Origin of the sequence: Micromonospora humidisoli, from assembly GCF_016900955.1 — a bacterium.
Lineage (GTDB): Bacteria > Actinomycetota > Actinomycetes > Mycobacteriales > Micromonosporaceae > Micromonospora > Micromonospora wenchangensis.
On sequence record NZ_JAFEUO010000007.1, the window covers coordinates 24,496 to 48,742 of the forward strand.

Below are 24,247 nucleotides of genomic sequence, written 5' to 3' on the forward strand. Positions count from 1 at the left end.
GAGCACCGTGACGAGAAACCTGCTGCGACGTGGCACCGCGCTACTCGCCGGCCTGCTCTGCCTGGTGGTGCTGACGCCGGCGGTCAGCCGCGCGGACAACCCCGTCGTGCAGACCATCTACACCGCCGACCCGGCCGCGCTCGTGCACAACGGCCGGGTCTACCTCTACACCGGCCACGACGAGGACGGATCGACGTACTTCACGCTGAAGGACTGGCGCGTCTACTCGTCGGCCGACATGGTCAACTGGACCGACCACGGCTCCCCGATGAGCCTGGCCACGTTCAGCTGGGCCAGCGCCGACGCGTGGGCCGGCCAGACCGTCTACCGCAACGGCCGCTTCTACTGGTACGTCCCGGTCAAGAACCGGGCGACCGGACGGATGGCGATCGGCGTCGCGGTCGCCGACAGCCCCACCGGCCCGTTCCGCGACGCCATCGGCCGGCCACTGGTGGAGAACGGCGAGATCGACCCGCACGCCTTCGTCGACGACACCGGGCAGGCGTACCTGTACTGGGGCAACCCCAACCTGTGGTACGTGCGGCTCAACACCGACATGACCTCGTTCTCGGGCAGCCCGACCCAGATCCCGCTGACCACCGCCGGCTTCGGCGCCCGCAGCGGAAACGCCAGCCGCCCCACGCTGTACGAGGAGGCGCCCTGGGTCTACAAGCGCAACGGCGTCTACTACAACGTGTTCGCGGCCGAGTGCTGCTCGGAGTTCATCGCCTACTCCACCGCGCCCGGCCCGACCGGGCCGTGGACCTACCGGGGGACGATCATGCCCCGGCAGGGGGCCAGCTTCACCAACCACGCCGCCGTCGTCGACTTCAACGGCGGCTCGTACTTCTTCTACCACAACGGCGCGCTGCCGGGCGGCGGCGGCTTCACCCGCTCGGTGGCGGTGGAGAAGTTCAGCTACCGGGCCGACGGCACCATCCCGACCATCACCATGACCACCTCCGGCGCACCGCAGGTCGGCACGCTCAACCCGTACGTCCGCCAGGAGGCGGAGACGATCGCCTGGTCTGTCGGGGTGGAGACCGAGCCGTCCAGCGAGGGCGGGATGAACGTCGGCTGGCTCAACAACGGCGACTACATCAAGGTCAAGGGGGTCGCCTTCGGCACCGGTGCCACCTCGTTCACCGCCCGGGTCGCGTCGGCGACCACCGGTGGCCGCATCGAGGTACGGCTGGGCAGCGCCACCGGCACCACCGTGGGCACCTGCACCGTCCCGGTGACCGGCGGCTGGCAGACCTGGACCACGGTCACCTGCCCGGTCAGCGGCGCCATCGGGACCCAGGACGTGTTCCTGCGGTTCGCCGGCGGCAGCGGCAACCTGTTCAACGTCAACTGGTGGCAGTTCCGCTGACGCCCCGCTCCGCCCCGGCCGCCCGTCCCACCCTGGCCGGCGGCGACCACCTCCACCCCCATGTACGAGGAGACACCTGATGACAGGACGCAGATCGAGACTCGGGTCGGTAGCCGCGGCGATGCTGCTGGCCCTGGGCCTGGGCACCGCGATGGTCAGCGGCGGCCTGGGCGCCTCCGCCCGCGCCGCGGACGTCGGGACGACGGCCGCGACGGCCGGCTGCGGCAAGGCCCCGACCCTGGCCAGCGGCACCCACACCATCACCAGCAACGGCAAGAACCGCAGTTTCATCCTGCGGGTGCCCGACGGCTACGACGCCAACCGGCAGTACCGGCTGGTGCTCGGCTTCCACTGGGTCGGCGGCACCGCCACCGACGTCGCCACCGGCCAGACCGTGCAGCGCGACGTGTGGTCCTACTACGGCCTGCAACGACTGGCGAACAACAGCACCATCTTCGTCGCGCCGCAGGGCCTGAACAACGGCTGGGGCAACGCCGGCGGGGAGGACATCACCTTCGTCGACAACATCCTCAACCGGGTCGAGGCCGGACTGTGCGTGGACACCACCCAGCGGTTCGCCCTCGGCTTCAGCTACGGCGGCGCGATGAGCTACGCCGTCGCCTGCGCCCGGCCCACCGTCTTCCGGGCTGTGGCGGTCTACTCCGGCGGTCAGCTCAGCGGATGCAGCGGCGGCACCCAACCGATCGCCTACTTCGGTGCGCACGGCATCCGCGACGGCGTCCTCAACATCGCCGGCGGACGCACGCTGCGCGACCGGTTCGTCCGCAACAACGGCTGCACCGCGCAGAACCCGCCCGAGCCGAGCCAGGGCAGCCTTACCCACCGCAGCACCACCTACTCGGGCTGCCGGGCCGGATACCCGGTGGTGTGGGCGGCCTTCGACGAGGGGCACATCGCCGCACCGCAGGACGGCGCACCCGGTGACAGCGGCAGCCGCACCTGGCTGCCGGCCGAGACGTGGCGGTTCTTCACCCAGTTCGCGTCGACCACGCCCGCGCCCACCACCCCCGGTCCGACGACCCCCGCACCGACCACGCCCGGCCCGACCACCCCGCCGCCGGCCAGCGGGGGCTGCGCGGTCACCGCGACGGTCAACGCGTGGAGCACCGGCCTGACCGAGGACCTCACCGTCACCAACACCGGCAGCACCCCGGTCAACGGCTGGTCGCTGGTCTTCACCCTGCCCGGCGGGCAGAGCATCACCTCCGGCTGGAACGCCACCTACACGCCCGCCTCCGGCCAGGTCACCGCCCGCAACGTCAGCTACAACCAGACCATCGCCCCCGGCGCCTCGGTCAGCATCGGCTTCCAGGCCAACCACACCGGCAACGCCGCCGCACCGACGGCGTTCACCCTCAACGGCGTCACCTGCACCAGGTAGCCGCCGTACCGGTCGCGGGCGGGTTGTCCCGGCCCGCCCGCGACCTCACCGGTGTCCGGGAGGCAGCCGTCTGAGCAGGGACCCCGCACAGGACCGATAGAGGAGTCATGACATGGCAAGACGTTCGTCCATCGTCGGCGCGCTGGCCACTGCGGCGGTACTCGTCGCCGCGCTGGCCGGCGCCGCACTGACCGGTGGCCCCGGTGCCGCGTCCGCCGCCGGGGTCAGCCCACTGGCCGCGACAGCGGGCTGCGGCAAGGCTCCCAGTCTGGGTAACGGCACCTACACCATCTCCAGCGGCGGCAAGAACCGCAGCTTCATCCTGAAGCTCCCCGACGGGTACGACCGCAACCGCCAGTACCGGCTGGTGTTCGGATTCCACTGGTGGGGTGGAACCGCCGTCGACGTCGCGACCGGTCAGACGGTGCAGCGTGACGTCTGGGCGTACTACGGCCTGCTGCGGTTGTCGAACAACAGCACGATCTTCGTGGCACCGCAGGGCATCGGCAACGGCTGGGCCAACACCGGCGGTGAGGACGTCACCTTCGTCGACGACATGCTCCGCCGGATCGAGGGCGACCTGTGCGTCGACACGACACAACGCTTCTCGGTCGGCTTCAGCTACGGCGGCGGGATGAGCTACGCCCTGGCCTGTGCCCGGCCGAACGTCTTCCGCGCCGTCGCGGTCCAGTCGTCCCCCGGCACGCTCAGCGGATGCAGCGGCGGCACCCAGCCGATCGCCTACCTCGGCGTACACGGTATCGGTGACAACATCGCCAGCGGACGGGCGCTGCGGGACCGCTTCGTCCGCAACAACGGATGCACGGCGGCGAGCCCGCCGGAACCGAGGGCCGGGAGCCTGACCCACACGGTCTACAGCTACTCCGGCTGCCGATCCGGCTACCCGGTGGTGTGGGCGGCGTTCGACGGTGGGCACATCGCCGCGCCGCAGGACGGTGCCGGCGGTGACAGCGGCAGCCGGACCTGGGTCCCGGGCGAGGTGTGGCGGTTCTTCACCCAGTTCGCCGGCACCACCCCGACCACGCCCCCCACCACTCCGCCGACGACGCCACCCACGACGCCGCCGACGAGCCCCGGGCCGGGCGGGTGCACGGCCAGCTACCAGACCGTCGGCCAGTGGCAGGGTGGCTTCCAGGGTGAGGTCACGGTGACCGCCGGCACCCGCGCTATCACCGGCTGGCGGGTCAGCTGGACGCTCGCCAACGGGCAGAGCATCACCCAACTCTGGGGCGGGCGCAACACCCCCGCCGGCAGCACCCAGAACGTCACCAACGAGGCATGGAACGGCAACCTCGCCTCCAGCGCATCCACCACGTTCGGCTTCACCGCCGGCGGCTCAGCGACGACACCCATCCTCACCTGCACCACGACCTGACAGACCGCAGGCGCAGCCCGACCTCGCCCCGGTCACCCCGGCGAGGTCGGGATGTCGTCCCACCCGTCCCGGTCAACGAAGGAGGTAGCAATGAAGATCAGGAGTCTCGTCCTCGCCGCCGTGCTGGCGGGCACGGGTGGGCTGGTGGCGACCGCCGCCCAGGCCGCCGCGGGCTGTCGGGTCGACTACACGGTCACCAGTACCTGGCCGGGTGGCTTCGGCGCGGCGGTCACCGTCACCAACCTCGGTGATCCGATTGACGGGTGGCGGTTGTCCTGGTCGTACGCCGCCGGGCAGACGGTCACCCAACTGTGGAACGGCACAGTCAGCCAGTCCGGAGCCCAGGTCACCGTCACCAACGTGAGCTACAACGCGACTATCCCCACCGGCGGGAACGCGGCGTTCGGCTTCAACGGCTCGACGCCCGGCAGCAATCCCGTGCCCACGGCATTCACCCTGAACGGCACCGTGTGCACCGGTGGGGTGGCCACGCCCACCCCACCGGAGACACCGGCCATGCCCACCCCGACCCCCACCACCCCGTCCCCGACCGCCCCACCGGACGGGTCGGTCGCACGGGAGAAGATCAACCTCAACCGGAGTTGGAGGTTCATCCGTGCGGACGTGTCCGGAGCCCAGAACCCTGACTTCAACGACAGCACCTGGGTGCCGGTGGCGTTGCCGCACGACTTCGACGCCCCCTACGACGTGGGCGGCACGACCAACGGACAGTCCTTCCACGTCGGTGTCGGCTGGTACCGCAGGCACCTGACCGTGCCCACGTCGTGGAGCGGCCGGCGGGTCGAGATCGAATTCGAGGGTTCGTTCTCGGTCACCGACGTGTGGGTCAACGGAACCAGGGCCGGCACCCACCGTGGTGGCTTCACCGGGTTCACCTTCGACCTCACCAACGCGCTGCGCACCGGCGACAACGTGCTGGCCGTACGGGTGGACAACGGTTGGCGGGCGGACCTGGCCCCGCGCACGGGTGACCACCAGTTCAGCGGCGGCATCTACCGGGACGTCTTCCTGAACGTCACGAACAACGTCCACGTCGCCTGGTACGGCACCTTCGTCACCACGCCCGCGCTGACCAACCCGACCTGGGACACGAGCAACGCCGCCTACTACCGCAACATCGACCCGTCGCAGTATCCGAGCGAGACGGACCTGCGCGCCAACCTCGCCGCCCGTCGGTCGAACGTCAGGGTGCAGACCGAGGTACGCAACGACAACGCCTCGCCCATCGACGTCTACGCCCGCCAGGAGATACGCCGGCAGGGGGCGAACACCGTGCTGGCGACCTTCAGCTCGCCGGTGCGGACCCTCGGCGCGGCGGCCTCGACGACCCTCGACGCACTCAGCGGCACCTTGTCGAACACCGCCGCCATGGTGCAGGGCCTCGATCTGTGGGCGCCGAACAATCCGGCGCTCTACACCGTGACCACCTCGCTCGTAATCGACACCACGGCGGACGGGGTGATCGGCAGCGGCACGGTCGTCGACACCTACCGGGCCACGTTCGGGTTCCGCAGCGCCCAGTGGAAGGTCGACGGCTTCTATCTGAACGGCACGAAGACCCTGCTGTTCGGGGCGAACGACCACCAGGACCACGGTGGATGGAGCAACGCCGTCACCGACTCGGGATTCGACCGCGACGTGCGCTACCTCCGCGAGGCCGGCATGAACTTCGTCCGGGGCTCGCACTACCCGCACGACCCGTCCTTCGCCGACGCCACCGACCGACTCGGTCTCATGCTCTGGTCCGAGAGCACCTTCTGGGCCACCGCGACCGCTGGCCGGGAACCCACCCCCACCGGCCGGTACAGCGACTACCTGGCGGACGGCTACCCGCAGAAGACGACCGACCAGGCCACCTTCGAACAGAGCGCCCTGGACGGCCTACGCGACATGATCAGGGTCAACCGCAACCACCCCTCGATCATCAACTGGTCCATGGGCAACGAGGTGTTCTTCACCGCCTCGGGCACCCTGAGCAAGGCCAAGGCCCTGGTAAGCCGGATGCGGGACTACTCCCACCAACTCGACCCGACCCGCAAGGCCGGGATGGGCGGCGTCCAACGCAGCGCGCTCGACCAACTCTCCGTCTGCGACATCGCCGGCTACAACGGGGACGGTGGAAAGATCACCAACACCTGGATGCCGAACGTCGTCTCCGAGTACGGGTCGTACACCTCCGACCGGCCCGGCACCTACGACCCGACGTACGGGGACGTCAAGGACCCGACCGACGGCACCCGGTTCAAGCTCACCACCGGCAGCGCGGGACTGGCCATCTGGGCGGGCTTCGACCACGGCACGATCATGGACGCCAGCTTCGCCCGGATAGGCATGATCGACTTCTACCGGCTACCGAAGAACCAGTGGTACTGGTACCGAGCCAACAAGGCACGCTGGTCGAGCAGCGCCAACCTCGCCGACCCCACACCGGCCGCCCGCGAACAATCCACGAGCGGGACCGCGACCCGGATGACCCTGGAGCCCGGACGGTACGCCCCGACCACGATCACCAACGACGGCACCACGGACACCCAACTCGTGGTGACGATGCGCAACGCCGCAGGCGCATGGGTCAACAACACGCGCGCCGTCACGTTGACCGTCACCAGCGGTCCCGGCATCCTGCCCGGCGGCAAGTCGTACACCTTCACCCCGGGTACCCAGACCTTCGACGGCAAGGCGGCTATCGAGTTCCGCTCCTACTACGCCGGCACGACGACCATCACCGCCCGATCCGCCGGACTGCCCGACGCCACCATCACCATCACCACCACCGACACGGTCGGCGCCGGTGGTGAAACCGAACCCGCCAACTTCGGCAACGCGGTGCTCTGGCGCTGAGCTGGCGGCTGCCCCCGCCGTCGGCCGGGCCGAGCGGCATGCCCAAGAGCGCCTGCGGTGATGGCCGGGGTTCTGTGAGCGACCGACCGACCTGTCGGCGCGTCCGGGCAGCGCACCCATTCCCACTCATGATCGATCCACCTGGTAGGAGGATTTCCATGCAGCGCACCCGCTACCGGCTCGGCCTAGCGGCCGTGACAGCCGTCGTGGTCACCGGGGCCGGCGGCCGGATCGGCGTGGGCAATGACGAGCTTGCTGCCGTCGTCGCGACACCGACCATCGGGTCACCGCAACGCATGGTCATGATGCTGCACGGGGGCCCGGGTGGGCAGAAGGACGGGCCGGCTGACCTCTACGTCGACCTTGCTGAGCGTCTCGGCGCTGCCGGAATCGCTTCCGTGCGTTTCGACTTTCGCGGCTGCGGCTAAAGCACCGGCAGCTACCGGGACATGACCATTGCCGGGCAGGTTGAGGATCTGCCAGCGGTCCGCAGTTTCATCGACGAGAGGTATCAGCCGACTGCCTGGGCGCTGGTAGGGGAGAGCCTCGAAGCCACACGCTCGCGCGGCCGCCAACCCGGCCAGTTCCTCTGGGCCGTCACTGTCTGTCTGCTCGGGGCCGCCAGCCCTCTACTGATCACCCCGCTGCTCCAAGCGCAGATCAACAAGGTGGCCTTCCTCGCGGCGTGGTCGCTCGTGCTCGGCACCTACCTATTGGCCACGGCCGTCATGCCAGCCTCAGCCGCTTTCGCCGCCACCCTAACCCTCGTGATCCTGTTCAGCAGCCCAGGCCTGATCAGCTGGGAGCACAACGTTCTCTACAACGTGCAGCTCAGCGAGCTCACCGCCGCGGTGGGCGCAGGACTGCTCAGCGCGGCGGTCCTCGCGGCGGCACTAGTCAGACGCCCTGACACCACGACGAACGCCGAGCTGGTGAATTGATCACCCCATGGCAACGGCACACCTGATACTCGGGCTTCTGGCCAACCAGCCGCGACATGGCTACGACGTGAAGACCCTGCACAGCCAGCGATTTCCGCGCGTGAAACCCTTAGCCCTCGGACAGGTCTACGCCACCCTCCACCGCCTGGAACGTGACGGCCTCATCCGCCTGGCGCGACGAGATCGCCGCTGCGGACCCGAACGAAACACCTACGCGGTCACCGAAGCGGGTCTGTTCGTGTTTTACAGTCCCTCGACAGACCAGCATCGCGACCGGTCCCGCCGCTCTCGCCGCCGACGCCTGAGCGGACCCTCCAGACGGCCGCTAGACTGCCCGTCGCGATAGGATGACCGTCTGTCAGCCGTGGCCGTGCTGCGCCCTGCTCGGCGAAGGGAAGTGGTGGCCCCAGGTGAGCACGCTGCCGGGACTCGCGGCGGACACCGCCTCCACCGCCTTGGCGATAATGGCCCCGGACGGCCGCTTTCTCTGGTGCAACCCAGCCGGTCACCGGTTGGGTGTCGTGCTGGCAGAGTTGCCGCTGGGGCAGATCGGGCCCGACGAGCCCGCAGTGGACCACCCGGTGCGAGGTGCCGACGGGGCTACCAGGTGGTTACGGGTGCGATGTCACGGCATGGAGCACGAGGGGCAACCGCTGCGCCTGTACGAGCTGCGTGACGTCAGCGCCGAGCGGCAGGAACGCGACCGTGGGCGCAACTACCGGTGGCGGCTGGCCCACCTTGAGCAACTCGCCAAGGTGGGCACCTGGGAGTGGAACGTACTGACCGGTGAGGTCGTCTGGAGCGACGTGCTGCTGCAGATGTTCGGCCTGCCCGCTGACGCGCACCTCGACTACCACTCCTACCGGCAGATGTTGTACCCGGACGACGTCGCGATGATCGAACGGACGTTGGAGAAAGCCCTGCGCGACGGCGGCTCGTTCTCCTACACGCATCGGATGTACCTCGCCGACGGCGCGACACTGCGCGTCTTCGAGTGCTACGGCGAGGTCTTCCCCGACGCCACTGGGGCGCCGACGCGCGTCCTGGGCACCGCCCACGACATCACCGAGATGCGGCGAGTACAGGACGAACTGACCAAGCTGGCCGAACGTGACCCGCTGACCGATCTGCCGAACCGCCGTGCCCTGCTGGCCCGCCTCGACGACCTGATCGCCGAGCTGCGGGAACGGTCCGCGGCGTTGCTGCTGATCGACATCGACAACTTCAAGGACATCAACGACGTGCACGGGCACGCGGTCGGCGACGACGTGCTGCGCGTTCTGGCCCGGCGGCTGCTGCACGAGCTGCCCGACGGCACGGTGCTGGGCCGCCTGGGCGGCGACGAGTTCGCGGTCGTCCTGCCGGGGACGTACGCCGAGGACGCCCTCGCCGTCGCCGAGCGGCTCTGCGACGCCAGTGTCCGCACGCCCGTGCCGTTGGCCGGCACCGGGCTGCGGGTGACCCTGAGCATCGGTGCCGCGTCGCTGGAACCGGGCGACACCCGCGACACCGTGCTCGCCCACGCCGACCTCGCCCTGTACGAGGCGAAGAACGCCGGCCGCAACCGGGCCAGGCTCTACCTGCCGGAGCAGTACCGGCACGCCGTGCAGCGCGTCAACGTGGTGACCCGGGTCCGCAAGGCCCTCGACGAGAACCGGATGCGGTTGTACGCCCAGCCGATCATCGACCTGTCGACCGGGGAAGTGGTCAGCCACGAGCTGCTCATCCGGCTGCGCGACGGCGGCGAGCCCAGCCTGTCACCGGCGGAGTTCCTGCCGACGGTGGAACGGGACGACCTCATCGGTGAGCTCGACCGGTGGGTGGTGTCCACCGCCACGGAGGCGCTGGCCCACCCCAAGGCCATGACGGCGGGAATGTGCTTCGACATCAACATCTCGGCTCGATCCCTGGAATCGCCGGGCTTCGGTGACTGGGTGGTGCGCACTCTGCGCGCTGCCGGCATCGACGCGAGCCGGCTCGGCCTGGAGATCACCGAGACCGCGGCGATCACCAATGTCGCCGCGGTGCGGCACCTCGCCAGCACCCTGCGCGACGCCGGTTGCCGGCTGAGCCTGGACGACTTCGGCGCCGGGTTCGGCTCGTTCGCGTACCTCAAACACCTGCCCTTCAGCACGGTCAAGATCGCGGGCGACTTCGTCCGCCAGGCGGATCACGGCGGCGCCGATCCTGTGCTCATCGATGCGGTCGTCCGCGCCGCGCACGGCCTGGGCATGCGCACCGTCGCCGAGTCGGTGGAGCGCGCCGCGCTGGTGCCGGCGCTGCGGATGCTGGGCGTGGACGCCGGCCAGGGCTACCACCTGGGCCGACCGGCCCCATTGGACGAACTACTCGGTCGAACGTTCGACTCGCGGCAGGGCGGCGGGGCGGCCGGGACGGTCGTGGGGCATCCTGAACCCTGATCAACCGCCCCGTTTTGGAGACTCAGGTGAACGCACCCCGGACAAGGCCGTTCCCCACCGGCGCCGAACTCGTCACGAGCGACCTCGACGCTGCCCGTAGCTTCTACCAGGGCCTGTTGGGCTGGACGTACCAGGTGACCGCCGATGGCTGCACCGCGTTCGCCGACGGGGTCCCCGCCGCCGATCTGCGGTTCGGTCCTGCCCCGGCCCGCTGGTGGACTGTCTTCGGTGCCGCTGACGAGGCCACCGTCCGGGCCGCCGCCGGCGCCGCCGGTGCCCGGCTGACCGGCGACGAGGTGCACGACCCGCTGGGCGGGAGCTTCCGGCTACGCACCGCACCGGCCCCGGTGGCCCCGGGCCTCGGTCGGCCCTGCTGGTACGAGTACATGACGACCGACCCGGCTGGAGCGGACCGGTTCCACACCGCCGCCCTGGGCCTGCGGTCCAGCGTGCCACCCGGCGCCCCCGACGACTCGTACGCCCTGCTCGTCGGCGACGCCGCGCCGGTCGCCGGCCGGCTCGCCACGCCTGCGCCGCTGGATACCCTGCTACCCGCCGGCTGGATGGTCTATCTGGCCGTGGCGGACCCGGACGACGTCGCCGAGCGGGCCCAGCGGGGTGGTGGCCGACTGCTGGTGCCGCCGCGCGACGTGGTGACCGGTCGGGTCTGCGCGCTCGCCGACCCGGCGGGAGCCGTCTTCACCGTCATTCGACCGGCCCACACCGGTAGCTGACTGCCAGGCGTTCTCCCGCAGCTCGTCGTCACCCTGACGTTCCGAGACCAGTACCGAGGCACGGCGGGACCCGGCCTGCCACGCCAGCCGGGACGTCGTGGACGACATGGTGCGCTGCGTCGACTACCCGGTCTCACGGCGCACCGACCCGTGACCCCGACGCGCCCGGCTCACGCCGGCGCCGATCCCGCGTATCTGATGTTCACCTCGGGTACCGCCGGACGGTCGAAGGCGGTGGTCGTTCCGCATCGCGCCGTGCTGCGGACGGCGGTGGACAATCTGTTCCTGGAGTTGGGCCCGGGCGAGCGGGTGATGCATGGCGCGACGATCTCGTTCGACGCGGCGACGTTGGAGCTGTGGGGGCTGTTCAACGGATCGAGGAACAGCGTTACGAGGCCCGCCGACACCGAACATGATCTAAAGAAATAGACTTTTCCGCTGTTGGCAATGGCATCCGTTCAGTTCCTGATCGCAACGGCCAACCCCTCGCCGAGGTTGGTCCTCGATCAGCGGCTTTCCTTGATCTTGCTTTCCTCGGAGACGGTGCGCATGTCGATCGCCATAGCGGTGGCTGCGAGCCCAGCATCACCGGGTTGCCAGCAGGCGTGGACCCCAGTCGACTTCGGATAGCCTGCAAGCGTCGATCTTGGATGAGTCGCCGGATCCTCCTTTGATACATCTGGAACAGATTTTTTCAGTCATGGTCAAAACTGTCGCTAATGACGTCTAATTCGATCGATGGATCTCTCTATAATTTATCGCTTGCTGTAGAGTCCGGCATGGCGGCCGGGTGGAGCGCTAAAGTTCTTGGCATTGTTTCGCGGCGAGGAATAGGGAGTTACGGATGGAATTGCCGATCAGATTTTCGTCTATCCACGTACGTCAACCTAGATTCCCCGGCATCGCGCTCGTCGCCGCCATGCTGGCTGCCGTCACGTTCACTCCGCCTGCGGCCTCGGCCGCCAGTCCGAGAACGGCTCGGGGTGCCGTCGGCCAGATCCTCGGTGCCGGCAGGGCGACCGCGGTACCGGGTGAATACATCGTGGTACTCAAGGACGGTGCCGTCGGCGGCCCCGCAGGCAGCCGGCAGTCCACGGTGACCGGCATGGCCCGGACCCTGGCCGGTCGATTCGGCACCGCTCCGGAGCAGGTGTGGGACGATGCCCTCAACGGTTTCTCGGTACGCGCCTCCGAGTCGGTCGCCCGGCGACTCGCGGCCGATCCCGCCGTCGCGTACGTGGAGCAGAACCAGACCGTCAAGGTGCCCGAAACGGCGGCGCGGACGACCATCGCCCAGCCGAACGCACCCTGGAACCTGGACCGGATCGATGCACCGGTCGGGCTCGACACCACCTACAACTTCGTGAGCAAGGGCACCGGAGTCCGCGTCTACGTCATCGGCCCCGGGATCCGCACCACCCACCAGGAATTCGGCGGTCAGGCATACCATGGTTACGCCGCCAGCTGTTTCACGACGCTCGGCACGCACGTGGCCGGCATCATCGGCGGAACAACGTACGGGGTGGCCAAGGACGTCACATTGGTCTCGGTCGGCCTGCCCACCTGCAACGGCACCCTCAGCGCGCTGATCGGCGCCGTCGACTGGGTGGTCGCCGACAACACCCCCTGGAGCCCACCCGCCGTCGGAGACTTCGTGCTGGCCGGGGGCATGAGCACCGCACTGAACACCGCAGTCGCCAACGCCGTCAGCGACGGCATCGTCATCACGACACCGGCCGGCGACGTCAACCACGACGCCTGCCTCGACTCGCCCGGCTCGGTGCCCACCGTCATCACCGTCGCCTCCATCCAGTCCAACGACGCCCGGCCGTCCTACTCCAACTTCGGCCCCTGCGTCGACCTCTTCGCACCCGGCGTGGGCATCGTGTCGGCCTCACCCGCCTCCGACACCGCCGTCGCGTCCCTCGACCTCACCCTCCAGGCCTCCGCGCACGTGGCCGGAATGGCCGCCCGGGTACTGAGCAAGAATCCGACCTGGACCCCGGCACAGGTGCACTCCTACCTGGTCGACAACGCAACCCCAGGGGTGGTGACCAATTCCGGCAGCGGCTCACCCAACCGCCTGCTCTACGGATCACCAACCCTCTGAACAGCATCCGGCGGCCCGACTCGCTCAGGCCGCCGGAACGGTGAGGAAGTCGAGGTTCGCGCGTCCGCGACTCTGCGCTGCCTAGCGTAAGTGTTCTATCAGGGGTTACGCGGCAAGCTCCCTCGTACCCGTTGGCCCCATTGAAATCGGACAATGTCAATTATGTTTTGGTCGACCTGGAGGTCGATCACGGCGCTCGTCAGGGGTTACCTATGTCGGATCCCGGTATGACACGGCGGCGAGCATTCACCGCAGCGGTGACGTTCCTACTCGCCCTGACACCGGCCACGGCCGCCCCGGCCGAGGGCGCGGCCACGGCTGCGACAACCCCGTTGGCCGGGTTCGTGGTGGCCAATGACGGGCGACTCTACCGCGCCCCCGCTCCCGGAGGTTCGTCAGGCGGCGGGTTGACCCAAGTCAGCAGCACGGTCGTGGGGCCGCCCGGTGCCGCCATCAGCACCGCACGGCAGTCGAATGGCGCCCCCGCCCTGTTCCTCATCGGAGCCCAGGGTGGGCTCGTCGCGGCCACGAACAGAGCCACCGCGCCCGGTCTGACCTTCTTCAACGTCGGGCCGGGCGGCTTGGCGATGCCCGGTGGCAAGGTCTCCGCCGTCACCGCTCCCGACGGTGTGCACGTGTTCTTCCCCGGACTTAACGGCGGCATCTACGACGTCTCGTTCGGAAGCCAGGTCAAGCCTCAACCGGTGCCATACCTGGTATCCCTGCCCGGGCTGGCGCCGTCGTCGGCGAGCATCGCGGCCGGTTGGGACTCGACCGGGCCCGGCGCGCTATTCGTCGGCCTCGACGGCGCACTGTATTCGGTAGGACGTAGCCCGACCGGCTGGACCACGTCCACGGTCAGCCCTCCCGGGGTGGCCCCGCCCGGCGGCGGCGTGGCCGTCCTGCCCGGCCAGGACCCGATGCCGGCATTCTTCGCCGGCAACGACGCCGTCCTCTGGAAAACCGCCGGCCATCCTCACCCGGAGCCGTGGCAGCCACAGGCCATCTCCGCAGCCGGTGCCATCACACCCGGCGCCCAACTCGCCGCTACCCATCTCGGCCCCCGACCTGATCCATGGCAGGGTGCGGCGGTGTTCTTCGCCGCCACGAACGGAGCCATCACAGTGGCCGCCGACCTGGGATCGGGATGGCTGGCACCAGCGGCCACAACGCCGCCCGGGATGGCCCGTCCCGGAGCCGCATTGTCAATCGCGTCGGACTCAGGCGACCAGAACCTGTATGTCGCGTGGTGCGGCAACGACTCTCTGTGGTGGTGGCTTCGCTGGCGTAAACTCGTCCCGCCTCCACCCCCGCCTCCCTGGTACGGCGAGCCTTACATGCTCCGCCCTCCCGTATCCCTCCAACCCGGAGCCAACACCTCGGCCGCAGTTTGGGAAATCTGACACGTCGCCCGACGACCTGGCGACGTCCTGTCGGCCCCCCGTTTACCCCTCGAAAACCCCCGCTAGCGGTTGACAATCAGTGACAAGCGGCGATCATTGCCTGCTCATGTCTGAGCAGCTCAACGCCTATTTTTGACAGCCAACGACAAGGCCGGGATGGCTACGTTCCGTAACAAGGGGTCGTCGGTTCGAATCCGGCCGTCCCGACGCAGGTCAGAGGGCTGATCCGAACATTGGATCGGCCCTTCTTGGCGTTCTGGGGACCAAGATCGGTCAGGTTGGCGGCGAGTAGCGCTCCTTGACCGCTGGTCACGTTTCAACGGCTGGTCTCTCTTGTGGCTTGCGCGGCGCGAGGTCTGACCAACCGGGAGATCGCCGCAAGCTGTACATCACCGTGAGCGCTGTAGCGGCAGGAGGTTACTCACGCGGGAGGCACGGCAACCGGTGTGGTTGCCGATACACTACGGCGCCCCGAGCGAGACCGCGACGGCGTGCACCGTCCGATGTGGGCGACTATCCGAAGGGGACGCCGCGTGCCGTGGGAGTTGGAGATCCACACGATCGACATCGGTGTGGGCGAGGCCAGCCTGATCATCGCCGAGGACCCGGCGGTACCCGGCTCGCGTAGGTCGATCCTGATCGACGGCGGGCTGTCGGCGGCGGCGGCTCTGACGCACCAGTATGTCGTGGCCACCCTGCCGCCCGGGGCCGGTCCGGATGTCCTGCTGGTCACCCACTACGACAAGGACCATTCGCACGGGATCTCCAGCCTCCTGTTTGCCGACAACCTTTCCGTCCTGTGTGACGTCGTTGTAGGGGCGACGGTCGGGGCACTGGTCGGCGGTGGTGCGGCGCTCACGCAGCAGGAGGCCGCGGCCAAGGCGGCCTGCGCGACGGTCGGCATCCTGTACGGGTCGTGGGGGGTCAACGTCAACTCCATCGACGCGACGGTGAACGCCCTCACCGCGGCGAACGTCAGCCTGTTGAACCCGGTTCAGGCCGCCGAGCGGGGAGTGGCCAGGGCGGAGGCGGTTGGGGCCGGCTGGGGCGGCCACGTCACGTTGATTACCAGCAAAGCTTGGCGCAAGGACGCCGGCCTGGCGGCCGGCGCGGCCGTGGCAGCCCTGCTCGCCATGGCGAATCCACCGACCGTCGCCCAGGTGCGTGCAGCGGTCGCGGCCGCCGTGTTCCCGGCACTGGCGCGGACGGTCCCGAACGATGGACGGTTCGACACGGGCGGAATCTACCGCAACACGCGGGTTGTCGACATCGGCGATGCGCGCACCGCGCCCGCCGCGTATGCGAAAGCGGTCGCTGGTGAGCTGGTGAGCAGCACGTCGGTGCACCTGCAGGTACCCGGCGTGAACCGGCAGCGGACCGGCTTCGCTCCGACGCTGGGCGATGAGCTGTTCTGGAACGGCGTCGCGCCCCCGGTGGCCCCCGCCAACGCCCCGTACGCGGTCCTGGTCTCGGGTCCGCTACCGCACTCCGGGGCGACCGCCAGCGTGTGGCAGGGGGTCGGTGTGGCGCCGCAGATCATCCACGCCGGGCAGCTCGACAACCGGATGAGCATCGGCCTGGTCGTGCAGTTCAACGACTTCCGCTACTTCACCGCGGGTGACCTGCCCCTCGAGAGCGAGGATCAGCTGGCGATGGCGCTGATGGTGGCGGGCCAGCCGCTGCCGAACGGTGCCGGCGGCCTGCTGCCGGCGCTGGCGGCACCGCCCTGGGTGACGGCCTTCAAGGCCAGCCACCACGGTGCGGACACGTCCACCAGCGACAACTTCCTGAACTTCCTGGGACCGAAGACCGCGATCATCTCCTGTGGCCGCGAGTACGGACACCCGTTCCAGGCGATGATCGACCGGCTGGAAGATCCCAACGCCACGATCGAGTTCTACTTCCTGACGAACTGCCGCTATCCCCGGGTGGGCATCCGGGCATCGCCGGCAGCAGACAGAGGCCCGGCCCGGGTGCCCGGGCCTGCGTACGAACAGAACGTCCCACACAACTGGTCACGTATCTCGGGCGACAACAACGACAACAACGGTGCCCTCGGGCGGGACAGGGGCAATATCGTCCTGCGGATCAACCAGGCGGGCAGCACCGCGATGGTGGGGAACCGGACGTACACCACGACGTACTGGGAGCACTATCCGACGGCCATGGCCGTCGCGGGCCCGACGGTGGTGACGACCCAGTGGTGAGCACGCCGCGCCGGCTCGCGGACGCGCGGAGGAGGAGCGCGGCGTGAGCGACCTGGATGCGTTGTACCGGCACCTGGAGTCGATGGGGCGCACGGTCACCCTCGCCGCGGACGACTCCGCACTGCCCGTGCAGCTGGCCGAGTTCCTACGCACGATGCCGAACGGCGTCCTGGAACTGAGTGCGGGCGACGACGGGATCAGCCTGTCCGGGCAGGTGCTCACCATCTCCGGCGGCACCTCGGCGTCCTGGCCTATCGAGGGTCTCGGCCCGGCGGGTGCCGGCCCGGTGCGTCTGACCCACGCCTCGGTCACCCTGACCGGCGCGACCGGCGCGACCGGCACTGCCGGCCTTAAGGTGAGCGGCGCGGCGTCCGGCGTCCTGGACCTCGACCGGCCGGTCGAGGTGACGCTGGCGTCGACCCGGGAGCAGTCCGCCGCCGGCACCGTAGCGGCCTGGCGGCTCGGCGTGCCCGCGACGACACGGCTACCGCTGCCCACGTTGCTGGCTCTCGGCGTCGGTGGAAGCGGTCGGGCCGCGGTCCTGCCGGTCCCACCGCAGACGCTGGTCGGCACGGCCTCGGTCGAGCCCGCGCAGCTGCACCTGACCTTCTACCCGGGCCGGGCACACCGGCCGCGACTGGTGTTCACCGCAAGCCTGCCCGACGCCCGGTGGACGGTCGTACCCTCGGTCCTGGCGTTCGACAACGTCACCGTTCGGGGTGACATCGGCCCGGCCCAGTACCAGATCATGCTCAGCAGCCTCGTCACGATCGGGGACCTGCCGGTCGAGGTCACCATCGGGGTGGCTCCGGGCAGACGGTGGACCGCTTCGCTACGGCCGTCCGGGACGACGGCCTTCCCCGGCCTGGCCGCACTGGCCGGATGGCTCGGTGGTGCGCAGCGCGGCGCGGCGGCGGCCGGTGAACTGGCCTCGCTGCGCGGCGACGGACCGGGACTGGGCGTCGGCGGGCTGGACGCGGCGATCCGCAAGGTCACCATGACGTTCGACGCCGCGACCGGGCAGCTGCCGTCGGTGCAGGTCGTCAGCCTGCTGACCCTCGGTGTGCTGCGGTTGGACGTCACGGCGAGCCTGCCGGGCCTGGAGATAACGGGGCAGCTGTATGAGCAGACGCCGGTCGGGGTGGCCGATCTGCTCGACTCGCTCGGGCTGCCCTCGGCGGACCTGCCACGGGCGCTGACCGTCAGCGAAGCCTTCTTCCTGGCCCGGCCCCGGGCCGGGCGGTACGCGGTCGACCTCACGCTGAGCGACGTGTGGCGGATCGGCCCCGTGGCGCTGCGCCGGGTCTCGGTCGGCGTCGCCTACCAGTCGTCGTCGGGCCTGTCCGGGTACGTCGAGGCGGTGCTGAGCTTCGGGCCGTCGATCAACGTACTGCTGGGGGCCGCGTACGAGGGGGCGACCGAAGGCTGGCGGTTCGCCGGGTCGACCGGCACCGGGGACCTCCTCCCGGTCGGCGACCTCCTCAGCTCCCTCGCCGCCGACTTCGGCATCACCGAGGTGCCCGATGTGCTGCGCCACCTCGCCCTCGTCGAGGTGGCGGCGAGTGTGACGACCGGCACCGGCGCATTCACGTTCTCCTGCACCGGTGCCTTCACCGTGGCCGGCGCCCCGGCGCAGCTGCGCGTTGACGTCGCGCTCGACCCGGTGCCGGCGGGCCAGCCGGGCGGCGCGGCACCGCCGGACCCGGCGACCACGGTCGGCACCGCGGGATTCGCCGCCCGGTACAGCGCGACCCTGACGATCGGTCGGATGGCCTGCGCGGTGACGCTCAACCTGCGCGACGGCCGGAGCAGCACGAGCATCGACGCGCGCTGGACGGCCGACCCGCAGCAGCCCCCGTTGTCCCTCACCGACGTGGCTGCGGGCCTCGACCTGCCGGTGCCGGAACTTCCGCCCGGGCTCGACCTGACGTTGACCGCCGCGGACCTGACCTACGACCCGACCTCCCGGCAACTGATGATCGGCGCCCGGTCGGCGGCCCACGGCGCAGCGGTCTTCGTGGCGTTGCCCGCCGCACCGGATGGCGACGGGTCGACGCGGTATCTGGCCACGGTGTCCGTCGGGGACCCGATCGGGCTGTCCGACCTGCCGGTGATCGGCGTCGCCCTCGGGGACGCCGAAACCTGCGCGGTCGAGCAGCTCCAGGTGATCGTGTCCGACGCCCGGATTCTCCCGCAGACCGCGGTCGAGGCGAACGGGCTCATCCGGGAGGGCTATCCGAGGTTCCCGGAGCAGGGCACTGCTGCGGCCCTCGCCTTCTCCGCCGTGCTGCGCTTCGGGGCGCAGCGCATCCCGATCGCCCTCGGCGCCGGCCAGGCCGCCGGACCCGGCACCCCCACGGATCCGGCGACCGCGCCCGTCGGTTCCACCGTCGGCCAGTCGTCCGGGCGGGGTGGCGTGGTCGCCGCCGCGCCGACCGACGCGGACGGCACCGTATGGCTCACCGTGCAGAAGGCGTTCGGACCGCTCACCATCGGCCGGGTCGGCGCCCGGTACCGCGACGCGGCCCTCTGGTTCGTCCTGGACGGCTCGCTGGAGGCCGACGGCCTGTCCCTGGCCCTGCAGGGCGCCTCGATCGTGGTGCCGGTGGCCGGCTTCGTGCCGCGGTTCGACGTGCGCGGCCTGGCACTGTCCTATGTGAACGCGCCGTTGGCGATCCTCGGCGGATTCACCTCGGTCCCGCCGACGGACGGTGCCACGTTCCGGTACGACGGCGGTGCCGCGGTCTCGATGCCGTCCTGGGGCGCGCTGGCCTACGGCTCGTACACCGAGGTCGACGGCGAACCGTCGATGTTCCTGTTCCTGCGGGCCGCCGGAACGTTCGGGGGCCCGCCCGCGTTCTCGGTCACCGCGCTGGCGGCGGGCTTCGGCTACCACTCCACGATCCGGCTGCCCGCGGTCACCGAGGTGGCCGGCTTCCCGCTGGTCGCCGGGCTCGGCGCGCAGGAGGCGGACGGCTCACCGGCGCAGGCGCTGGCCGCCCTCACCGGCGGGCCGCAGCCCTGGCTCAGCCCTGCGCCGGGGCAGACCTGGCTGGCCGTCGGGGTGCGCTTCCACACGTACCGGCAGTTCGACACGACCGCCCTGCTGGCCGTCGAGTTCGGCAACGCGCTGACGGTCCTGCTGCTCGGCGTGACCACGGCCCGCTTCCCGTCGACCGGCGCGGCCCGCCCGTACGCGCAGCTGCAGCTCGAGCTCCGCAGCGTGCTGCGGCCCGGCGAGGGGATCTTCGCCCTGTCCGCGGCGCTGACCCGCAACTCGTACCTGCTCGACCCGGCCTGCGTACTCACCGGCGGCTTCGCGTTCTACGCCTGGTTCGGTGAGCACCGCAACGCCGGCGACTTCGCGGTCACCGTCGGCGGCTACCACCCCGCGTTCGACGCGCCGAAGCACTACCCGGTCGTACCACGGGTCGGCTTCACCTGGTCGCTGGACGCGGCGGTACGCATCTCCGGCACCGCCTACTTCGCGTTGACCCCGTCGGCGATCATGGCCGGCGGGACGCTGGACGTGCGCTATCACGACGGCAGCCTGACCGCCTGGTTCACCGCCCAGGCCGATCTGCTGGTCGCGTGGGCGCCGTTCCGGTTCCGGACCCGGATCGGGGTCAGCGTCGGGATCGAGTACACGGCGAACCTGCTGTTCACGGCGAAGACCCTGCACCTGGAGGCGGGCGCGGAGCTGGAGCTGTGGGGTCCGCCGACCGGCGGGACGGTCACCGTCCGGCTGTGGGTCGTCACCTTCACGGTGGCCTTCGGCGCGACGGCTGACACCGCCGATCCGGCGGTGACCCGGCTGGACTGGGCCGGGTTCCAGGAACTGCTGCCGGCCGCCACGGCGAGCACCACCTTCACCGCGGCGGCCGGCCTGGCCGCGCCACAGACCGGCTCGAACGGCTCGGCTGGTTCGACTGACTCAGCCAAGCCGGAGCCCTGGCCGGTGCGCGCCGACGGCTTCGCCGTGACGCTGCGCAACGCGGTGCCGGTCAGCCGGGTGCTGCTCGGCTCCACGACGCAGACCGCGGCCGTGTCCGGGTCGCCGGTGGACGTCAGGCCCCTGGGCCGCACCGGCCTGACGGTGCGGCAGCGGGTGACGCTACGGCGCACGGCCGGCGGCCCGGCCGGCGAGATCGACCTGACCGCGACCGGGTGGCACGCTGCCGGCGTCACCGCGGACGTTCCCGCAGCGCTGTGGGGCACCGGCGACGGTTCGACCCTCGACCCCGGCGGCGCACAGTTGGTCCCTGATCGGCTGACCGGCCTGACCCTCACCGCACCGCCTGCGGTCGCGGGGTGGACCGGCGGCCCGGTCGACGCGGCCGGCACCCTCGGCGTCGCGCGGATCACGGCCGACGACGCGCTGCCGCTGAGCGCCGCCGCCGAGCCGGTCGGTGCGGTGGCGACGCACTCCGGCGCGGTCGGCGCGATCGCGGCACAGATCGCCGGCCCGGCCGCGAAGGCGGCGCGTGCCGCGCTGTTCACCGCGCTCGGCATCCTCGGCGCCGCGCCATCGGCCGACGGCCCGGTCGACGCCTTCGCGGCGGACGCCGGGACGCTGTTCACCGATGAGCCGATGCTGACCGGGACCGCACCCTGAACGGGCCGGCACGGCGACCCCGTGTGAGAGAGGAACGTCGATGAGCGAGCCGCTGCCGCCGGGCTCCGTGCAGTTCTACGACGGGTACCGCCCGGGTCTGGACGCGGGGACCTACGAGCTGTCGGCCGTGCAGAGCGTCGACGACGTGGACACCGGAACGTACTTCGGGCCGCGCACCCAGACGTTCACCGTCGGTGCCCCGCGCTTCGTGCTCGACGCCGGCGACGTCGGCGAGGTGTACCCACCGGCGAACAGCTCCGGCGACTTCGGCGCCACCCTGCCCTCGATCGTCCTGAACCGGCGCACCCTGCCCTGGGAACGGCACCTCGACGCCGACTCGAGCGACAGCGCCGAGCCCTGGCTGGCGCTGCTGGTGCTGCGCGCCGACGAGTTGCCGCCCGGCCCGGCGCTGCACACGGGGACCGTCGCGCAGTTCCTGGACGCCTCCGACCCCCACGAACGTCCGCCGGCCATCGCCGCCGACACGCTGTCCGCGCAGGTCCTCGCGACGGAGATGACCAGCCTGAGCCTGCACCGGCGGCTGTTCACCGCCATCGCACCGGCCGCCGGTGAGGCGCGGCTGCTGGCACACGTACGGCGCACGGACACCGCGTCCCGGGCGGCCGGACAGGCGGACCGGGACGGCTGGCACGCCGTCGTCGTCGCCAACCGCCGGCCCACCCCGCCGCCCGGCAGCGGCGGCACCGGTTCGGCCCACCTCGCCTGCCTGATCTCGCTCGAAGGTCTCGCCGTCGACCTGCCGGGTGTCGGCGGCGCCCCGGCGGACGGTGGGGACGTCCGGCTGCGGCTGGCGGTGCTCGCGTCGTGGTCGTTCACGTCGAACCCGGCCGGCGGCGGTGACATCGGCCGGCTGCTGGCCGGTCTGGCCCCTGCCGCGTCCGCCGGGCCCGAGGCGCTCCTGCCGCGGATCCCGGTGCCGCCGTCCGCACCGCCGTCCGCGGCGCTGACCCGGCTCCGGCAGGGCTTCGCGGCGTTGGACTACCGGCTGCCCACCGGCGAGCAGACCTTCGCCTGGTACCGGGGGCCGTTCACGCCGTACCCGGCACAGCCGCTGCCCGGCCCGACCGACGGCACCCCGCACTACGCGACCGCCTCCGAGGTCACCGTCTATTCGCAGTCCGACGGCGTCTTCGACGTCTCCTACGCGGTCGCGTTCGAGGCCGGCCGGCTCGCGGCGCTGGCCGACCGTGGCTTTGCCGTGGCGATGGTCAACGCCCGCCGTTCGGCGTTCCAGATCGTGACCAAGCTCCAGGCCCGGGCGGGCTCGCCGCTGTTCGCCAACCTCACGCCAGCGCTGCCGGTGCCGCCTGCTCCCACGCCGCCACCCGGTCCGCAGGTGAGCGCCGCCGACCTGCTCGCCGTCCGCAGCCGCAACGCGTTCGGGGAACTGCTGGCCGGCGGCATGGGCGACCAGCTGACCTCGGCGTTCACCGGCCCACCCGCGCCGCCGAGCCCACCCGCGCCGCCGAGCCCGCCGACGGTGGTGTCGCCGGGCACCGCCGCCGCGGCGGTCATCGCGGGCCTGCTGCCACCACCGTCGGCGCTGTACCTCGGCGGCGGTGGCTTCGACGAGGGCTTCGATGCGGCATATCTGTCTCCGGTCGAGCCGGTCGAGCCGGCCGCGCCGGCCGAGCCGCCGGTCCCGCCGCGACCGTCCGACCCGGACCTGTCGACCGGCTTCATCCCCGGCCGACCCGGCTGGCCCGGCCGGGACGGGCTCGACCCGGTCGAGCAGCTGCGATACCTGCTCTCCCGCACCGACGTCCAGGACCTGCTCGCCGACCACGCGCGCGGCCCGGCCGCCGACCCGGCCACCGGCTGGCTGGCCGAACTGGCACTGCTGCACCAGATCCCGTTCCGGCACCTGATCCCGGACGAGCGCATGCTGCCGGTCGAGTCGATACGGTTCTTCTACCTCGACAGCGGCTGGATCGCGGCCCTGATCGACGGTGCGCTGAGCATCGGTGTCGAAGGCAGCCGCGACCTGGAGCTGCACCAGGCGATGAGCCGGCCGCTGGTCGAGGTCGTCGCGGCGAAGGTGGGTGCGGTACGCGCGGACCACCGCAACCGGCCGGACCTGGCGGTACCCACCGGCGGGGCCGAGGCCGCCGGGACCGGCGCCTCCACGGCGGCCGGCCTGGCCACCCCGCCCACGCCCCCCGCCCCGCAGGGGCCGCCCGGTTCCGGTGGCCTGCCGGACATTCCCGGCCGGCCGGACCGCCCCGACCCCGGGCCCGACGCCGTCCCCCTGTCGCAGCAGCGCGCGGGTCTGCTGCTGCGCTCGGCCGTGGTCGCCGGCTGGCCCGGCCTGGCCGTCGAGGCCAGCGCCGGCGGCCGGCCGGTGCCGCTGCTGCGGCTGGACCGGCTCTCCGACACCGTGCTGCTGGCGCTGTTCGACAGCGTGCCGGACACGGTGACGCTGACCGAACCCTGGCACGGCCTGCACTTCGGCTTCGGCGGTGGCGGTGACAACGACGACGGTGGCGGTGGCGGGCTGGTTCTGCGCCGGCCCGACGGCACCCAGCTCAACGCCCGGTTCCCGGCCGCCGGTCAGCCCGGCCTGCACGCCGCCTTCACCCGCCCGGGTGATCCGTCGGTGCTGCGGGTGCGGGACCTCGCTGACGCCCTGCAGGCCCGGCTGGGGGAACTGCTGCCCGGCACCGCGGTACCGATGGGTCCCGCTCTGTTCGCCACCGAACTCCTCGCGTCGGCGCATCAGCTCACCTTCCACCACACCGCCCCAGTGCCGAGAGAGACGTGAGCC

15 protein-coding genes are annotated in these 24,247 nt (G+C 70.9%); all 15 read left to right on the forward strand.

The features are described 5' to 3' along the window. Window positions 1-7 precede the first annotated feature (7 nt). The 15 genes from JQN84_RS23905 (at window position 8) to JQN84_RS23975 (ending at window position 24,244) form a co-directional block, all read left to right on the forward strand. The gene (locus JQN84_RS23905) at window positions 8-1,372 is read left to right on the forward strand and encodes a glycoside hydrolase family 43 protein (RefSeq protein WP_204960796.1); all 1,365 of its coding nucleotides are present in this window, start codon (window positions 8-10) and stop codon (window positions 1,370-1,372) included. 79 nt (window positions 1,373-1,451) lie between these two features. Further along, window positions 1,452-2,774, forward strand: a complete 1,323-nt coding sequence (locus JQN84_RS23910) for a CE1 family esterase (RefSeq protein ID WP_204960797.1) — start codon at window positions 1,452-1,454, stop codon at window positions 2,772-2,774. A gap of 112 nt (window positions 2,775-2,886) precedes the next feature. Further along, window positions 2,887-4,170: a CE1 family esterase gene (locus JQN84_RS23915; protein WP_204960798.1), complete on the forward strand. Its 1,284-nt coding sequence runs from the start codon at window positions 2,887-2,889 to the stop codon at window positions 4,168-4,170. Between the two features lie 90 nt (window positions 4,171-4,260). After that, window positions 4,261-7,032, forward strand: a complete 2,772-nt coding sequence (locus JQN84_RS23920; RefSeq protein WP_204960799.1) for a cellulose binding domain-containing protein — start codon at window positions 4,261-4,263, stop codon at window positions 7,030-7,032. A gap of 158 nt (window positions 7,033-7,190) precedes the next feature. Then, entirely contained in the window at window positions 7,191-7,460 is a 270-nt protein-coding gene (locus JQN84_RS23925; protein WP_204960800.1) for an alpha/beta hydrolase family protein, read from the forward strand. 21 nt (window positions 7,461-7,481) lie between these two features. Continuing rightward, a complete protein-coding gene (locus JQN84_RS23930) occupies window positions 7,482-7,973 on the forward strand; it encodes a hypothetical protein (protein WP_204960801.1) in 492 nt (163 codons plus the stop codon). A 7-nt stretch (window positions 7,974-7,980) separates the two neighbouring features. After that, window positions 7,981-8,319 carry a PadR family transcriptional regulator gene (locus tag JQN84_RS23935; protein WP_204960802.1) on the forward strand — a complete coding sequence of 113 codons (339 nt, stop codon included), beginning with the start codon at window positions 7,981-7,983 and terminating at the stop codon, window positions 8,317-8,319. A 286-nt stretch (window positions 8,320-8,605) separates the two neighbouring features. After that, window positions 8,606-10,393, forward strand: a complete 1,788-nt coding sequence (locus JQN84_RS23940) for a putative bifunctional diguanylate cyclase/phosphodiesterase (protein WP_204960803.1) — start codon at window positions 8,606-8,608, stop codon at window positions 10,391-10,393. A gap of 26 nt (window positions 10,394-10,419) precedes the next feature. Continuing rightward, the gene (locus JQN84_RS32375; RefSeq protein ID WP_204960804.1) at window positions 10,420-11,127 is read left to right on the forward strand and encodes a VOC family protein; all 708 of its coding nucleotides are present in this window, start codon (window positions 10,420-10,422) and stop codon (window positions 11,125-11,127) included. Between the two features lie 150 nt (window positions 11,128-11,277). Continuing rightward, window positions 11,278-11,556 (forward strand): AMP-binding protein, encoded by a 279-nt coding sequence (locus JQN84_RS23950; RefSeq protein ID WP_204960805.1) that lies wholly within the window; start codon window positions 11,278-11,280, stop codon window positions 11,554-11,556. A 415-nt stretch (window positions 11,557-11,971) separates the two neighbouring features. Then, complete coding sequence (locus tag JQN84_RS23955) at window positions 11,972-13,237, forward strand: S8 family peptidase (RefSeq protein WP_239486091.1); 1,266 nt, start codon at window positions 11,972-11,974, stop codon at window positions 13,235-13,237. Between the two features lie 257 nt (window positions 13,238-13,494). Next, complete coding sequence (locus tag JQN84_RS23960) at window positions 13,495-14,640, forward strand: hypothetical protein (protein ID WP_204960806.1); 1,146 nt, start codon at window positions 13,495-13,497, stop codon at window positions 14,638-14,640. Between the two features lie 533 nt (window positions 14,641-15,173). Then, the gene (locus JQN84_RS23965) at window positions 15,174-16,847 is read left to right on the forward strand and encodes a ComEC/Rec2 family competence protein (RefSeq protein ID WP_204960807.1); all 1,674 of its coding nucleotides are present in this window, start codon (window positions 15,174-15,176) and stop codon (window positions 16,845-16,847) included. A gap of 43 nt (window positions 16,848-16,890) precedes the next feature. Then, complete coding sequence (locus tag JQN84_RS23970; protein WP_204960809.1) at window positions 16,891-21,462, forward strand: DUF6603 domain-containing protein; 4,572 nt, start codon at window positions 16,891-16,893, stop codon at window positions 21,460-21,462. A gap of 40 nt (window positions 21,463-21,502) precedes the next feature. Continuing rightward, window positions 21,503-24,244 (forward strand): hypothetical protein, encoded by a 2,742-nt coding sequence (locus JQN84_RS23975; RefSeq protein ID WP_204960810.1) that lies wholly within the window; start codon window positions 21,503-21,505, stop codon window positions 24,242-24,244. The last annotated feature ends 3 nt before the right edge of the window (window positions 24,245-24,247 follow it).

Bases quoted from the DNA above. Each gene is read 5' to 3' on its own strand.
- JQN84_RS23955 (WP_239486091.1), top strand. From the start codon at position 11,972: ATGGAATTGCCGATCAGATTTTCGTCTATCCACGTACGTCAACCTAGA.
- JQN84_RS23935 (WP_204960802.1), top strand. From the start codon at position 7,981: ATGGCAACGGCACACCTGATACTCGGGCTTCTGGCCAACCAGCCGCGA.
- JQN84_RS23975 (WP_204960810.1), top strand. From the start codon at position 21,503: ATGAGCGAGCCGCTGCCGCCGGGCTCCGTGCAGTTCTACGACGGGTAC.
- JQN84_RS23940 (WP_204960803.1), top strand. From the start codon at position 8,606: ATGGAGCACGAGGGGCAACCGCTGCGCCTGTACGAGCTGCGTGACGTC.
- JQN84_RS23930 (WP_204960801.1), top strand. From the start codon at position 7,482: ATGACCATTGCCGGGCAGGTTGAGGATCTGCCAGCGGTCCGCAGTTTC.
- JQN84_RS23920 (WP_204960799.1), top strand. From the start codon at position 4,261: ATGAAGATCAGGAGTCTCGTCCTCGCCGCCGTGCTGGCGGGCACGGGT.
- JQN84_RS23910 (WP_204960797.1), top strand. From the start codon at position 1,452: ATGACAGGACGCAGATCGAGACTCGGGTCGGTAGCCGCGGCGATGCTG.
- JQN84_RS23925 (WP_204960800.1), top strand. From the start codon at position 7,191: ATGCAGCGCACCCGCTACCGGCTCGGCCTAGCGGCCGTGACAGCCGTC.
- JQN84_RS23915 (WP_204960798.1), top strand. From the start codon at position 2,887: ATGGCAAGACGTTCGTCCATCGTCGGCGCGCTGGCCACTGCGGCGGTA.